Genomic DNA, 16,468 nt, shown 5'->3' on the forward strand with positions numbered 1-16,468 from the left:
TACAAGTAGTGAAGGAGACGGATTCGATTCTGAAGAAGCGGTAGCGGTCGCCTTTGTCTCCGAATTTTTAACCTTTAAGAAACTGAATCAAGAAAATTTGGAGACAACAGCGATCGGAAGAACGATCCGTATCTGGAACGGTCACGTACCGACTCGGTATTTTTTCCAAAGTGAGTTAATGGATACCCAATAGACTATCAATAGAAGTCATATAGCACCAACATAATCTACAGCAATCTGCTTCGCTTTTGTGATCGATCAGGACACGCACACAAGCAACCCCTGATCCCCAAGCATTAACTATAAGAGAAATTTGCATCCATCCAGTGGGCTTCCTATTCGCAAGGTATAGGCGAGAATACTACTTTCTTCAACCTATCTTTGCATACGAGGAGTGCTTAAAGCGATGGATGCAAAATGCAGATATACAAACGGCAATTTGCCGCATAAAGGGTGTGAGAAACATGCAAACCAGAAGCTCGGGCAACACGCAGGGCATTGACGTCTCCCGTTACCAGGGCCATATTGACTGGGCCAAAGTAAAGACAAGCGGTATGACATTTGTGTTCATCAAGGCCACCGAAGGGCAGACGTATACCGATCCGAATTTTCAGAAAAATGTAACCGGTGCACTGGCGGCGGGCATGCTGGTGGGAACGTATCATTTCTTCCGCGCGACATCTACCGATGGGGCTAAGGCTGAAGCTGCGCATTATTCCAAGACATTGCAAAAAGTAGGAGGCGCGAAGGCGGTGCAACTGCCTCCTGTCATGGACTACGAGAACAACCCCGGCAAGCTGAGCAAAGCGCAGATTAACACGGTCGCCAAGGCATTTTTAACGGAATTGCAGCGTCTCACAGGTGTGAAACCGATCATATACACAGGCAATTCATTTGCCAGTAATTTTGACACATCACTCAGCTCATACGATTTGTGGATCGCACGATACAGTAACACCCGTGTGCCCGATGATCAGTCAGCTTGGAAACGTTGGGTCTTCTGGCAGTATACGGACTCGGGTAAGGTGAACGGGATCGGTGGCAACGTGGACATGAATGAATTTGAGGGAACGGCCGCAGAGTTGAGAGCAAGATATGTAGCGGTAACACCGAAACCGCCAGAGCCATCCGAACCGACCAATCCTACGAAACCGACTGAACCACCGAAGGGGGGAGAACCGATGACAGCCGAAGAGAAAGCAGCGTTTGATGCGCTCAAATCCCAAGTAGATAAGCTGCAGGCGCGTCAACAGATGGAAGTTCCCGTCTGGGCCAAAGCGGCCGTGGAAGCAGCACTGGCATACGACACCAAAAATCCATTGTTCAGCATCGATAACGGGGCGAGTTATGATTTTTACCGTTTTATCACGGTCATGCACCGCAGAGGTTTGTTCAAAAAATGAGTTGATTCATACGGAAAAATAGATTGAGCACATCTGATGACGGAGTGACTGGAGAAGGGACACGGGACGCTTTATGTCGAACAGTGTTCCTTTTTTGCGTTTGTTGTAAATAATATTGACGTATATAATAAAGTCGAAGACTTATGTCCGTAATGTCTTGTCTAATTGATTAATGTGATGTAAAGTTAGTTACACGAAATCGTTTTTCACCACTGTTTATTTACACAACCCTCCTCATCATGACAAAACTATAACATAACAAGTTATTGTAATGTCTCCCTGTTGTACAATTCAACATCTGTAGAACCACTCAACCGTTTTGACACACCCAACCTGCATGAGAACCCACTGATATGAACTATTCTGCATGTGTATATGTTGTATATCAATGATTCGTCAATGGATATTGCCCATATGCCCATTCAATCTTAAGCCGCGTCGATCCAACTCCAAGAACAGACCTCATAGCAGGAACCATTGCTATCTTCTCTATTTACTATTCCAATTATTAATCCAAATTGACCCCTGCCAAGCCAGTATCTAATCTCTGTTACTTATTGACCTAAGTTCAATAATGATTCATCAACCACAGGACTCTATTCCATCGTGTATTCACCATAACTTTTAACGAATCGAATGTATGCGGTGGTCCAATACTCATGCCGTTTTACATTTCATATGAATGTCTTACTTTTCCCAGAACTTTAATTCAGGTATTAAAGGCATTTAAAGCCTTTCATATGATACAGAGCACCAAACCGATTGCTAACATTGAAGTTTGTTCACGCCAGCATCACACACATTATGAGTCAGGGAAGGGTGTTGTACGTATGCGAATGAGAAAAAAATGGTTATCCGGTGTCATGGTAATGGCTATGAGCACAGTGCTGATTCTGTCGGGCTGCTCCGGGGGCAGTAAGGAGGGGACGGGCAATTCCCCTGCTCCGGCGGAAGGCAGCGAGCCCCCGGCAGAAGTGGTAGCTCAGGATACGATGATTATGGGACGTGGCGGGGATTCCGTAGCACTCGACCCGGCGATTGTGACAGATGGGGAGTCACTCAAGATTGGACATCAGGTGTTTGACTCGTTGCTGGACTACAAGGAAGGCGAAACGGAGGTCGTGCCAGCACTGGCGGAGAGCTGGGAGATTTCGGCGGATGGGCTCAAGTATATTTTCAAGCTAAAGTTTGGTGTGAAATTCCATGATGGAACTGACTTCAACGCTGAGGCTGTTGTGTTCAACTTCAATCGTTGGAGCGATCCGGCCAGTGAATATAAATTTGAGGGAGACTCCTTTGATTATTACGATTCCATGTTTGGTCCAGAGGATGGACGTGTGATCAAGGAAGTGAAGGCGATTGACGAGACTACGGTAGAGTTTACCTTGAACCAGCCACAAGCACCTTTCCTGCAAAATATTGCGATGACACCATTTGGTATTGCCAGTCCAACCGCGATTCAGGAGAAAAAGGAGAATTTCAAAAGTGAGCCGGTAGGCACAGGACCTTTTGTATTTAAAGAGTGGAAACGGAATGACTCCATTACCCTGGAGAAGAATCCAAATTATTGGAAAGAAGGACTGCCGAAGCTGAATAAAGTAATCGTGCGTTCCATTCCAGATAACACGGCTCGCTTCAATGCATTGCAAAACAACGAGATTGATGTGATGGAAGACCTGAACCCGGATGATCTGTCCATCCTTGAGGGAAATAGTGAGCTGCAAAAGATTGAGCGTCCACCATTTAACGTGGCGTATATCGGCTTTAACTTCAAGAAGAAACCATTCGATAACGTCAAAGTCAGACAAGCCCTCAACCATGCGGTGAATAAACAGGGCATTATCGATGCCTTCTTTGCCGGACAAGCTCAGCCTGCTGTGAACCCGATGCCACCAACGCTTTGGGGATATAACGACAGTATCGAGGACTACACGTATGACTTGGAAAAAGCAAAAGCATTGCTTGCCGATGCTGGCTATCCCGATGGATTGCCTGACCCGGTAACGTTCTATGCCATGCCGGTATCCCGGCCGTATATGCCTGACGGTAAGAAGGTAGCGGAAGCAATCCAGGCCGATTTTGAGAAAATCGGCGTTAAGGTTACTATCGAATCACCTGAGTGGGCGACATACCTGGAAGATGCCAAAGCCGGGGAGAAAGATGACATTTACATGCTCGGCTGGACCGGTGACAACGGTGACCCGGATAATTTTCTGTACACATTGCTGGATAAAGACGCTATTCCGGGAAACAACCGCAGCTTCTATGTAAACGAAGAATTACACACATTGCTGACGGGTGCACAGACAGAAACGGATCAGGACAAACGTGCGGAACTGTACAAGCAAGCGCAGGTGATTATTAAAGAAGACGCTCCGTGGATTCCACTTGTGCACACAACACCCATTCTGGCGGGAAAAGCAAACCTGAAAGGGTTTGTACCATCCCCACTAGGCACTGAATCCTATGCCAATGCCTATTTTGAATAACGAATATGTAAGCTTAACTCAGCATTTTAATGATAACGGAGAGAGCAGAACCACTCTGTATAAACGAAGTGTTCGCCGATAAGCTTTCTGAAAGAAAACTACATCTCGAAGCATAAGCTATCCCCATCGGAGTTATGAAGTGTATATTCGTTCAAGGCGCTGGCGAACACGTATTGCTTGGCAGAACCCACATCCGGACGTAACTATCTACAGCATGCGTGTCTGCCAGCGCTTTTTAACATTTTGCACGATACGTTAAAGGCAGGTGAAGAAGATTGAACAGCTACATCGTCAAACGTGTACTCGTGTTATTGCCCGTGCTACTGGGCATGACCCTGATCGTCTTTTCCATCATCCACGCCATTCCAGGTGATCCGGCCGAAACCATACTCGGGCAAAAGGCAACCGAACAATCCAAGCAGGCCCTTCGCGACCAGCTCGGACTGGATAAACCTTGGTTTCAACAGTATTTCGCCTACCTTGGGGATCTGGTAAAAGGAGATCTCGGTACATCCATCCGCACCAAAGTTCCGATTGCCCAGGAAGTAGTACCTTATCTGACAGCAACCCTCGAATTAACGATGGCGAGTATGCTGTTTGCTGTCATTATTGGTGTGAATGCCGGAATCATCAGTGCATGGAAACATAACTCCTGGTTTGACTATTGCTGCATGGTCATTGCACTGGTGGGGGTATCCATGCCGATTTTCTGGCTTGGTCTGATGGAACAATGGCTATTCGCGAACAAATTGCAATGGCTGCCTTCCATCGGGCGAATGAATGCGCGTGATCCGGTTGAAGCCATTACGGGTTTGTATGTGCTGGATACGATGATTGCCGGGCGCTGGGACCAATTGTGGACAGTAACGAAGCATTTGCTGCTGCCAAGTATTGCGCTGGGTACAATTCCGATGGCTGTGATTGCTCGGATGACCCGTTCAAGCATGCTTGAAGTGATGAGCTCGGATTATATCCGTACAGCGAAGGCGAAGGGACTTGGTCCGTTTTTTGTCATATATGGCCATGCATTAAAAAATGCGTTCATTCCCGTGCTCACCGTTATCGGTATACAGACTGGCTCGTTGCTGGGTGGGGCTGTACTGACCGAAACGATCTTTGCCTGGCCCGGCGTCGGTCGCTATATATATGAAGCCATTAGTTCGAGGGATTACCCGGTGATCCAGAGCGGTATTCTGATCGTGGCGTTCTTTTTCGTGGTGATCAATCTGATTGTGGACTTGCTGTACGCCGTGTTTGATCCGCGTATCAGTTACAAATAGGAAGATGGTTCAGCAATCGTAGGGCTTGAGGTGTAATAGACCACGTTGATCTTATCTTTTATTCATAGTCAAGAAGGGAGACGCCGCATGGCCAAATTATCGACCAACACCGGACAATCCATTGACGCCGCATCGATACCCGCATCAGGACCATGGCGGGAAGCCTGGAGAACGTTTCGCAAAAATCGGCTCGCGCTCGCGGGCTTAATTATTATCATATTTTTTATCCTGCTGGCCTTCGTTGCTCCTTATATCGCCCCATATGATTATAAAGAACAGGTGCTCGCAGATCGATTGCAGGCCCCTTCGGTAGAGCATTGGTTCGGCACCGACGACTTGGGGCGTGACGTATTTTCCAGAGTATTGTACGGAGCACGCATTTCGTTGTGGGTTGGTTTCTTCTCGGTGATCGGTTCGATTATTGCGGGTACACTACTCGGCCTGATTGCCGGATTTTATGGAAAATGGGTGGACATGGTCATCTCGCGTCTGTTCGATATCTTGCTCGCCTTTCCGGCAATTCTGCTGGCGATTGCGATTGTGGCGATTCTCGGTCCATCTTTGCAAAATGCGTTGCTCGCCATAGCCATCGTGAACATCCCGACCTATGGACGATTGGTACGATCCAGGGTACTTAGTTTGAGACAGGAGGAATTCATTACGTCGGCGCGTACGCTCGGTGCGGGCAATATGCGAATTTTGTTTCGGCATATCTTGCCCAATAGCCTTACACCGCTCATCGTACAAGGTACGTTGGGAATCGGAACAGCGATCATTGAAGCGGCTGCGCTCGGATTCCTCGGCATGGGGGCGCAACCACCCGACCCGGAATGGGGCAAAATGCTGTCGGATTCCCGCCAGTTTCTGCAAAAAGCGCCGTGGACGCTTATTTTCCCCGGAATATCCATTATGCTGACCGTTCTCGGCTTTAACTTGCTGGGCGATGGCCTGCGCGATACCCTTGATCCAAAGATGGCGAAGAAATAAAGGTATGCTACTCCAGAAAGTCAATTGTAATGGAGCTACATAAATGACTGGACCCCAAGCTCCAATTATCTATCTTCAATAATAGGTACACTTTCCAACGCAACTTTCCAAGTTAACTCATACCCGATGCCGTTTCGAACAGTGGTTTGAGACGGCTTTTGTGTTGCCTGATATATTACGTTAAAATAATGGATGTACGTAAAAGTTGAGTGTTATTCGATCATTTTGTTAAAATAACCACTTTCGTATTGACACCCAATTTTCCCATATGTTATATAAAAGGAAGGGTTTAGCACTCTGATGATTGGAGTGCTAACAAATGATGCATATATTAAACGAACACATATGGAATGATTCTGTTTTTATAGCGATTGAATTTGAATAGGACATGCGAAGCCTGGAGGACAGAAAAACCTGATGAAGCGCAGCCTTCGACTTAACAACAGATTTGACCTGAATAAAGAGTCTCAATCCTAAAAATCAGTTCCTGATAAGATGCGAAAGTAGCGAAGGGGACGAAATCGATTCTGAAGAAACGAAGTGTTCGCCTTTATCAGCGGATTTTCCCCTTAAAAAAGGGGATCGAAAAAATCCGGGGATAACAGCGATCGTAAGAACGATTCGTAACCGGAACGGCTACATTGCAGAATATCATGCACTTATTTTTATAATGAGCCATTAGAGTGAATCACAATTTCTGTGGGACAAGAGCGTTTGAAAGGTTCTCGGGCTACCGTAACGTTTTGCATGTGAAATTCAAAGGTTGCTTCCTATATTCAACTGAATCATTCGATATCCAATTTGAAAGGAGACCACCCATTCATGGCTAAGAAAGAATTCCAAGCAGAATCCAAACGTTTGCTGGATATGATGATCAACTCCATTTACACCCAAAAGGAAATATTCTTGAGAGAATTGATCTCCAACTCCAGTGATGCCATTGACAAAATATATTACAGAGCACTCACCGATGATCAGTTGGTGTTCAACAAAGAGGATTATTACATAAAGTTGACCATCGACAAAGAGAATCGCACGCTTACCCTGACGGATACCGGGATTGGGATGACCCAGGAAGAGCTGGAGAACAATCTGGGGGTTATCGCGAAGAGTGGATCGCTGGCGTTCAAGAAAGAGAATGAAGCCAAAGACGGGCACAACATCATCGGACAATTCGGCGTCGGATTCTACTCCGCATTTATGGTGGCGGACAAGCTGGTTGTAACGAGTAAAACGCTGGGCAGCGATGAAGCCTGGAAATGGGAGTCCGAAGGCGCGGATGGTTACACGATCTCTCCAGCCGAGAAAGATTCCGTAGGTACGGAAATCGTCCTGACGATCAAAGAAAATACCGAAGAAGATTCGTACGACGAATTTTTGGAAGAGTATCGCCTGAGAGCAATCGTCAAGAAATACTCCGACTTTATTCGTTACCCGATCAAGATGGATGTGACGGGCCAACGTCCGAAGGAAGGTACGGAGAACGAGTTTGAGGAGTACAAGGAAGAACAAACCGTGAACAGCATGGTGCCGATCTGGCGCAAAAATAAAAGCGAATTGACCGAAGAAGACTATACCAACTTCTATATGGAGAAACGCTACGGTTTTGACAAACCACTCAAACATGTACACATTAGCGCAGATGGCGCTGTAGTATACAATGCAATCCTGTTTATCCCGGAGAACACGCCGTTTGATTACTATACCAAAGAGTATGAAAAAGGCCTTGAGCTCTATTCCAACGGTGTATTGATCATGGACAAATGTGGTGATTTGCTGCCAGATTACTTCGGATTTGTCAAAGGGATGGTAGATTCGGAAGACCTGTCCCTGAACATCTCCCGTGAGATGTTGCAGCATGACCGTCAGCTCAGCCTGATCGCGAAGAACATCAAGAACAAAATCAAGAGCCAACTGCAAAGCCTGCTGAAGGACGAGCGTGAGAACTATGAGAAGTTCTACCAAGCGTTTGGTCGTCAGTTGAAGTATGGTGTATACAGCGACTATGGTGTGAATAAGGATACGTTGCAGGACCTGCTGTTGTTCACTTCTTCCAAAGAGAACAAACTGGTAAGTCTGGACGAGTACGTCTCCAGAATGCCGGAAGATCAGAAGTATATCTACTATGCATCCGGTGAATCGATTAGCCGTATTGAGAAGCTGCCACAGATCGAAGGTGTGCTCGAGAAAGGGTACGAAGTGCTGTACTTTACCGATGACATCGATGAGTTTGCGATCAAAATGATCACCAATTATAAGGAGAAAGAATTCAAATCGATCTCCAGTGGTGACCTGGGTATCGAAGACAGCGCAGACAAAGAAGAAACCGAAGCGCTGGACAGCGACAACAAAGAGTTGTTCGAAGCAATGCAGGCACAGTTGGCCGGTAAAGTCAAAGCGGTCAAAGCCTCCAAACGTCTCAGAAGCCATCCGGTATGTTTGTCCACCGAAGGTGAGCTGACGATTGAGATGGAGAAAATCTTGAAAGCTATGCCGAACAGTGAAGACGTGCAGGCGGATAAAGTGCTGGAGATCAACGTGAATCACGAGGTCTTCAAATCATTGAAAGACGCATTCGCACAGGATCAAGAGAAATTGAACCTCTACACAAGCTTGCTGTATCATCAAGCATTGCTGATCGAGGGACTGCCAATTCAGGACCCGGTAGAGTTCACCAACGATATCTGCAAGGTTATGGTTTAACATTCCTATTTTACATTGGTTGAACAATGCAAAATTGTTGAAAATTATCACGCAGCTTCAAGAGTCAAAGTGCAGGGTTATTTTGACTAGAGGCTATAACATTATTGCACCTACCATGTTCACTCCGACAGGGCATTTCCGTCCTGTCGGTTTTTTTATTTTTACCTCCCCCATACCGGGTGGGGATGGGGGAGGTAGACTATCCTTGAAGTGATGAATGATCATATATAATGGGAATGGTTTAGCCTTTCTAAGTTTTAATGAAATACCTCTTTATAAGAGAGGTAATGTCATTTAGATTGGGTGTGAATCAAACAACGGAAGTAGTGAAGGGGACGGAATCGATTCTGAAGAAGCGGAGCGGTCGCCTTTGTCTCCGGGTTTTTCCCTTGGTAAAGGGAATTCAGAAAACCTGGAGACAACAGCGATCGGAAGAATGATCCGTAACCGGAACGGTCGCGCCAAGGATGTCAGGTGCTTATTCCCATGATAAGTCATGATAGTGTGATTTCATTTTATATCATTACCATTTAGGTGCACGGATGATAGTCTGCCGGGGTATAATAAGAGAAGATGACTGTACATCACAACTTGATGTGAGAAGAGATGACAATCACAGACAGGTTTTACTTTTCGAAAACGCTGATGTTGTGTATAATCACTCAAAATAGAGACAGTCGGCTAGGAGTGATCAACATGCAATGGAATGATCTGAGAGAACATAGACAATACCCTGAATTGACCAAACTGGATGGGGCTCGTGCAGCCTATGAACGGGACTATTCCAGACTGATCCATTCACCAACCTTCCGGCGGTTGCAGGGCAAATCGCAGGTATTTGGCGCAGGAACGGGGGATTATTATCGTACCCGATTAACCCATTCCCTGGAGGTCGCACAGATTGCCCGGGAGGCAGCAAGAAGCCTGCTTCGCCGGTTTCCTGAGGTGGACTGGAGCAAGGCAGAAAGTGCCGGCCTTATCATTGATTCGGAAGTGGTGGAGTGTGCCGCGATTGCACATGATTTCGGTCACCCACCCTTTGGACATAAAGGTGAAGAAGTGCTGGACGGCATTCTGGATGATCTGATCAACACTGAAGTCAAGAAGATCATGAAGAAGAACCGCGGGGCGAAGTCGCCCCAGCAGGAATCTGAGATCCGTGCAGAGCTGAAGCGGAAGTATGAACATTTTGAAGGCAACGCGCATAACTTCCGTCTCATTATGTATTTGGAGAAACGGGAAGATATCGACGGGCTGAACCTGTCCGATGCGGTGCTGCTAGGTATCAACAAATACCCGTATCCCGGCACCGAGAGCAAAAAGGGCTTGTACCATCATGAATGGCAGTATATCCGTGAGATCCGCGACCGGTGGGACATTCCTGCAGGCAAAAAGACGCTGGAAGCGCAGCTGATGGACCTTTGCGACGATATTGCGTACTCCTCGCATGATCTGGAGGATGGTATCAAGGCAGGCAAAATTGAGGTACATGAGCATTTTCTGCAAGACCCGCATATTAATCGACTGATTGTGGATAAAATCACAACGCTGGAGGATCTGTTCTGGAACGGATGGACAAGAGAAGCGATTGGGCAAAAGGTAGAAGAAGTGCTTGCTTCGTTCCTGCGCGTCTGGAATGAGAAGATGCCGTTCTGTGAGCATGATTACTCGCGTACCCGCCGTGAGGTGAAAGCCTACTGGGTGAGCTTTTTTGTAGGCAGCCTGGGTGTTATTGACGACGGCGACTGGAAGAAGGTAACGTTTGTCCGTGAAGGGGCTGAAGACCTCGACATGCTGCGTACGGTGAGTGTGCTCAAGAGCTTTGCCTGGGTAACCATGATTCGTGATCTGCGTGTGCAGCGGCTTCAGAAGCGCAGTGAGTGGATGATTAAGCGTTTATGGGATGCATTTCTTGACCCGGAGACGTCCAAATCCATTATTCCATCCGACTGGCTGCAACGATATGAGAAAGACCAGGTGAAATCGCAGCCGATCTGGACTTGGGAACACATGGTGATCGATTATATTGCCGGAATGACGGATGCTTTTGCCGAGAAAATATATAATGAACTGTATGGCCTGAAGGTTGGTTCCATCTACGATCTCGATTAAATAACAGTGAATATGCAAGAAAGAGCTAGGTGCATTGTGTACCTAATTGCACGGAGAATCGCTGTAATCATATACAGAACAGAACGGTATGAATTTATCATATTTAAAAGGGAGATGAGACGCTTGGGTACAAAGATAAGCGAAAAGTACGATCTGGGCGTACTTGACCTTGTTCCAAGGTTAAACGATGCGACAGCGGAACAGGCTCTTCAGCAATCGGTTATCCTTGCGCAACGTGCCGAAGCCTGGGGATACTCGCGATACTGGACGTCTGAGCATCACGATATGGATGAACTGGCATCGGCATCTCCGGAAGTACTGCTCGCCCATATCGGGGCAAGAACCACAACGATCCAGCTAGGCTCCGGTGCAGTTCTGTTACCGCATTACAGCCCGCTCAAGGTAGCGGAGTCGTTCCGCCTGCTGGCTGCGCTCTATCCGGGACGCGTCGAGCTTGGGCTGGGACGGGCTCCTGGTGGTGGACCTCATGCAACGATGGCACTCAGTGGCAATTACTTGCAACATGTGTCCAAGCTGCCTGAATCACTTGCAGCACTGACTGAGCTGCTCGAAGATCGTTATACCTATGAGGAACATCCCGTAACGGCTCGTCCGATTCCGGAGCTTCCGTTATCCTTATGGATGTTGGGTACGAATGTAAAGAGTGCTGAGTTTGCTGCCCGTTTCGGTATGGGATATGTATTCGGCCAATTCATGAGTGATGCAGATGGTACAGAGGCTGTACGGCGTTACCGGGAGGGATTCATCCCCAGCGCTAATAGAACAGAGCCGGAGGTTATGGTTGCAGTCAGTGTTCTGTGTGCGGAGACACAGGAAGAAGCGTTGTCCTGGAGTCGCGAAATGGCGGAGAGACGCAGAGCCAGTGGAAAAGATATTTCGGCCCAGTCCAGTACCAGTACCAGTACCAGTACCAGTACCAGTACCAGTACCAGTACCAGTACCAGTACCAGTACCAGTACCAGTACCAACACCGAGAATAGCAATGCTAACGTCAGTACAGATGTTAACAAAAATGAAGCCGAGCGGCATTATGTCGGGACAGCCGAAAGGGTATGGGAGGAATTGCAACACGTAGGTCACAGGCTGGATACGAATCGGCTGCTGGTAGTTACGGCTGGCCCGAACTATGAGCGAAGGCTGGAATCTTATAAGTTACTGGCTGAAGCCTGAGCAGCTTCCGTGAATTGAAGAAGGACAAGGGACACGGGTACGTAGCTCTCTGAATCCATTCAAATCTAAAGAGCCGCAGAACGGGAAATCCGTACGATGCGGCTCTTTTTTGATGGTTGTTTATAATCTCGTAATCTTTAACAAAATTAAGCATGTCCTTAACAAAAGAATGTTATAATACTTTACGTCTGTATTCCTATAGTTATAATATAGAAAAGAGTTTGCAAGATGCCAAAAGAAGGGTAAAACAACGACAAAAGCACCTAAATTCGGGAAGGTCCGAAGAAGGGCATAAGGGGGAAATCATATGTTCAGCAGATTCAAGATCAAGAGTATCGGTCTGCGTATCAGCATCGCGTTCTATCTATTAATCCTCTGTTTAATTCTTCTTAGTGTCACCATTATTACACGAATGAATTCAATGGAAAATAACACGAATGACATCACTAGTAACTGGATGCCTTCAATTCAGGAAATTAACCGTTTGAATTATACGACAGAGCATATTTTGACACTGAGCTATCGTCATTATGATGCACAGGCAAGTGACAAAGCGAACCTGGCTGAAGAGCGTACCAAATACATTCGTGAGACCACACAGGCCATTAAAATATATGATCAGCAGGAAAAGATGCCGGAAGAAAAGGAACATTGGGATTCATTCAAGGCGAAGTGGGAAGCTTACCTTAAGATTAATACCCAATCGATCAAACTGAGTGATGAAGGTCAGACTCAATTGGCCAAGGAAGTCTCTGAAAAAGGGGCCAAATCCTTTGATACCATGCAGGTCGATCTGGATTACCTGGTGCAGTACAATCAGAGTCAGTCGGATATCTCTGCTGCGCAGACCATTCGATCCATACAAGACGGCAGGCTGATTATTGTTGTGGGTGTTCTGATCATGATTGTCATTACGGCCATCAGCATTCCTATCATTCGTTCACAGGTCGTTAAACCATTGCTTCGGGTGATCAGTGCCGTGAAACTGATAGCGGATGGTCAATTGAATGTTCAGGATATACATACCAAACATGAAGACGAAGTTGGTGTACTTGCCAAGGCCGTGAATGACATGAAAGGTAACCTGACTTCTATGGTGCTTAATGTTCGAAGGATCGCTGAAGATGTGAATCGTCAAAGCAGTGAACTGGCGATTTCCTCTGAAGAGGTTAAGATCGGAAGTCGTCAAATTGCGATAACGATGGAAGAATCGGCAAAAGCGGCGGAAAGCCAGGCAGAAACGGCTGTTGAATCAGCACGAACCGTTGAGGGCTTGAACGAGCATATCCAGCAGCATTCAGCGCAGGGGAACCAGCTTCGTGAGATGTCAGACCTCATTCTGGAGCAAGGGCTTAACGGGCGCCAGGCGATGGAACAATCTGTGAACCAGATGCAGCAAATTGCTGGTGCAGTTTCCGCTTCCATGAACAAGATGGAACAATTGGACCGCAAAAACGAGGATATCTCACAGTTGGTTCAGGTCATTCATGACATAGCACGTCAGACCAATCTGCTTGCATTGAATGCTTCCATTGAAGCAGCCCGTGCGGGAGAGAGTGGACGTGGGTTTGCTGTAGTTGCAGCAGAAGTTCGGAAGCTGTCCGAAGCCGTTCAGACTTCCGTGGAAGAGATTACAGTCATCACGGAGGATATTCAGCAGGATTCCCAGGGGGTTGTTGAAGAATTGCGTACGGGTGTACTGGAAACGCAGCGGGGACAGGAGCAAGTACGTAATTCCGGTAATCTGTTCCGTACCATTAACGAGTCGGTAGAGGGCATGGTTCAGGTTATTAGTACAATGACAGATGGACTGGAAGGCATGCAGGAAGCAAGCGGACGCATGAATGATTTCAGTCAACAGATTTCGGCCGTATCGGAACAGTCAGCGGCTAGTGTGGAGGAAGTGTCAGCTTCGGCCGAAGAGCAGGTAAGCTCCATGGAGACGATTAGCGGAAACATTCAGAATCTGAAAGAATTGTCCGATGACCTGCTCGCATCCATTGAAAAATTAAAAATATAAACCTTCTTCTTATGTATAGAAGAAACATGAAGGACGGCTATGATGTTGAGCCCTACAAATCGTGAAGCTTCAGTTAGCGGAAGTTACGTGTACACCTTTGCCTGTCATGAGAACGAACGTGAATTATGTGAACTTGAAATGGAAACTATGTTGCTTTATTCCACAAATTTACATCCAAGTAACCACGCCTATCTTCGCTCAAACGTTTGCATTCCGCCAGGAAGAAGTCCGTTTATTCGGGGGAGACTGGAGGTAATGGCTGAAGCTGATGAAGTGGCGGATTTGAAGCCGGCAGCCTCACAAATTACTCTCTCTCCAGGCGAGACGTTCAAGGTTGTCTGCCTGAAAGAAGGAGATAACATGCCAAACTACGCGCAATCCCGTCAGTTGGAAAAAGAATTGGGAATGTGCATACACGGCAAGGCAAAGATGAAACAGCCTGATATGACTTTTGGACTAATGCATGCGAATGGATCGTGGATCTTGGGTCGGTGGACAGAAGCGGATCGCTCGTGGCATAACCATCATCAGAAACCTCAAAATTACTCGACGGGCCTTGGGGTTACATTAGCCAGGGCGCTGGTCAATATTGCTATTCCAAAGGTAAAGGGCTATCGGTTAATCGATCCTTGCTGCGGGATGGGGACCGTCGTGATTGAGGCATTATCGATGGGAATCGAGGCGAGTGGGAATGAATTGAACCCGTTTGCAGTACAGGGAGCACGAGTTAATCTTCTACATTATGGTTATGACTCAGAGCGGATTACACTCGGAGATATGAATGAATTGAAAGGTTCCTACGATGCTGGCATTCTCGATATGCCTTACAATCTATGCTCCGTTCTTCCGGATGAGGAACAACTTGTCATGTTGACGAGTCTTCGCAGACTTACAGGACGGGCGGTTATCGTCTCTACGGAATGGGTGCAAGGGCACATTGAGGCTGCTGGTTGGAACATAAATCAGTACCGGACGGTGAGCAAAGGAACGTTTATACGTCACATTTGGCTATGCACCTAGAGTAAACTGGAATTAAATATTTTAAAAAAACCACCATCTCGGAAAAAGTAAATTTCCGAAATGGTGGTTTTTATGTTTCATGTCAGATAAGATCCAATTGATTTGTACAATCCGACATAAGTGACAGCAGATTATTTTAGTATTTATGACTATAATTGACCAGATTAAGAGGGAGTGTTTTTCCAGCCACATAAGCTTCAAGGTTTTCCACAAAAATATCAAGTGCACGATCCGTGTATTGTTCCGTGCTTCCTGCAATGTGAGGAGTAATCAGGACGTTATCCTTGCTCCACAGCGGATGATCCGCAGGAAGAGGTTCCTCCTCGAATACATCAAGTGCAGCAAAGGCGACTTGTCCACTGTCCAGTGCGCCCATAAGAGCTTCCGTTTTCACACTTGGACCACGCCCAACGTTGACGAAGCAGGAACCGAATTTGAAATGTTCAAATGCAGTCTGATCATATAAATGGTGGGTTTCATCCGTAAGTGGCAAAATATTGATAACATAATCGCCTTGACCAAGTGCTTCATGCAATCCGGACATATCGTACATCTGGTCCACATTGGGAACGTCTTTGCCAGAGCGGCGGACCCCAATCACATTCATGCCGAGTGCTTTGAGAACGCGTGCAGTCTCTGTTCCGATCTCTCCAACGCCAACAATAACTGCTGTTTTCCCATGTAGTTCGGGTAGCGGTTTGCCTGGTGATTTCCACTCCGCCTGCTGCTGGTGCAGCATGGCTTGTCTGAGCCAACGACTGTGGGTTAACATCATGCCCAGAATGATTTCCGTAATGGGAATAGCGTGTACGCCATTAGCACTGGTCACGAGAATGTTTTTTTGTTCCAAATCTGAGAATGGAAGGTTATCCACACCTGCAGACCAGACCTGGACCCACTTCAGTGAACTATTCTTTTTTAGCGCATGCTCAGTTACCAAAGGAGACCAACCTAAGATGATTTCGGCTTCGTTTAACTCGGATAATTCAATCTCTTTGGCTTTGCCAACGGTGAGTGAATAGCCAGGCGCAGCGTTCTGAATACGTTGCCGCTGATGTGCAGATAATGATGGAAAACAAACAATTTTACCCATAGTTAGTGGCCTCCTGAATTCGATGAATTATTATTTTAGTGTAGCAGAAATAAAAACGATGTGCAGAAAGGCAGGAATCCAGCCTCATGTGCAAATGCTGGCAGTTGTGTCACTCTATAATTACCCAGCTTGAAACAATTGTTATGATTATGAAATAATAGAACGAACTT

The 16,468-nt window shown here is 46.7% G+C and carries 10 protein-coding genes; 9 read left to right on the plus strand and 1 reads right to left on the minus strand.

The features are described 5' to 3' along the window. Positions 1-464: 464 nt before the first annotated feature. The 9 genes from ACR32F_RS06250 (at position 465) to ACR32F_RS06290 (ending at position 15,205) form a co-directional block, all read left to right on the plus strand. Positions 465-1,403: a glycoside hydrolase family 25 protein gene (locus ACR32F_RS06250; RefSeq protein WP_440117177.1), complete on the plus strand. Its 939-nt coding sequence runs from the start codon at positions 465-467 to the stop codon at positions 1,401-1,403. 836 nt (positions 1,404-2,239) lie between these two features. Beyond that, complete coding sequence (locus tag ACR32F_RS06255) at positions 2,240-3,892, plus strand: ABC transporter substrate-binding protein (RefSeq protein WP_440119709.1); 1,653 nt, start codon at positions 2,240-2,242, stop codon at positions 3,890-3,892. Between the two features lie 275 nt (positions 3,893-4,167). Beyond that, on the plus strand, positions 4,168-5,172 hold the full coding sequence (locus ACR32F_RS06260) for an ABC transporter permease (RefSeq protein WP_440117179.1): 1,005 nt from the start codon (positions 4,168-4,170) through the stop codon (positions 5,170-5,172). Positions 5,173-5,259: 87 nt separating this feature from the next. Further along, entirely contained in the window at positions 5,260-6,159 is a 900-nt protein-coding gene (gene nikC / locus ACR32F_RS06265; protein WP_440117181.1) for a nickel transporter permease, read from the plus strand. Between the two features lie 822 nt (positions 6,160-6,981). Then, positions 6,982-8,862: a molecular chaperone HtpG gene (htpG, locus tag ACR32F_RS06270; RefSeq protein ID WP_440117183.1), complete on the plus strand. Its 1,881-nt coding sequence runs from the start codon at positions 6,982-6,984 to the stop codon at positions 8,860-8,862. Between the two features lie 696 nt (positions 8,863-9,558). Beyond that, complete coding sequence (locus tag ACR32F_RS06275) at positions 9,559-10,974, plus strand: deoxyguanosinetriphosphate triphosphohydrolase family protein (RefSeq protein WP_440117185.1); 1,416 nt, start codon at positions 9,559-9,561, stop codon at positions 10,972-10,974. 114 nt (positions 10,975-11,088) lie between these two features. Then, the gene (locus tag ACR32F_RS06280) at positions 11,089-12,165 is read left to right on the plus strand and encodes an MsnO8 family LLM class oxidoreductase (protein ID WP_440117187.1); all 1,077 of its coding nucleotides are present in this window, start codon (positions 11,089-11,091) and stop codon (positions 12,163-12,165) included. Between the two features lie 307 nt (positions 12,166-12,472). Next, positions 12,473-14,185: a methyl-accepting chemotaxis protein gene (locus ACR32F_RS06285; protein ID WP_440117189.1), complete on the plus strand. Its 1,713-nt coding sequence runs from the start codon at positions 12,473-12,475 to the stop codon at positions 14,183-14,185. A gap of 255 nt (positions 14,186-14,440) precedes the next feature. Then, positions 14,441-15,205 carry a TRM11 family SAM-dependent methyltransferase gene (locus ACR32F_RS06290; RefSeq protein WP_440117191.1) on the plus strand — a complete coding sequence of 255 codons (765 nt, stop codon included), beginning with the start codon at positions 14,441-14,443 and terminating at the stop codon, positions 15,203-15,205. A 136-nt stretch (positions 15,206-15,341) separates the two neighbouring features. On the opposite strand, the gene ACR32F_RS06295 is transcribed toward ACR32F_RS06290, so the two are convergent. Further along, on the minus strand, positions 15,342-16,298 hold the full coding sequence (locus tag ACR32F_RS06295; RefSeq protein ID WP_440117193.1) for a D-2-hydroxyacid dehydrogenase: 957 nt from the start codon (positions 16,296-16,298) through the stop codon (positions 15,342-15,344). Between the last annotated feature and the right edge of the window lie 170 nt (positions 16,299-16,468).

It is taken from the genome of Paenibacillus hebaui (assembly GCF_051934385.1).
GTDB lineage: Bacteria > Bacillota > Bacilli > Paenibacillales > Paenibacillaceae > Paenibacillus.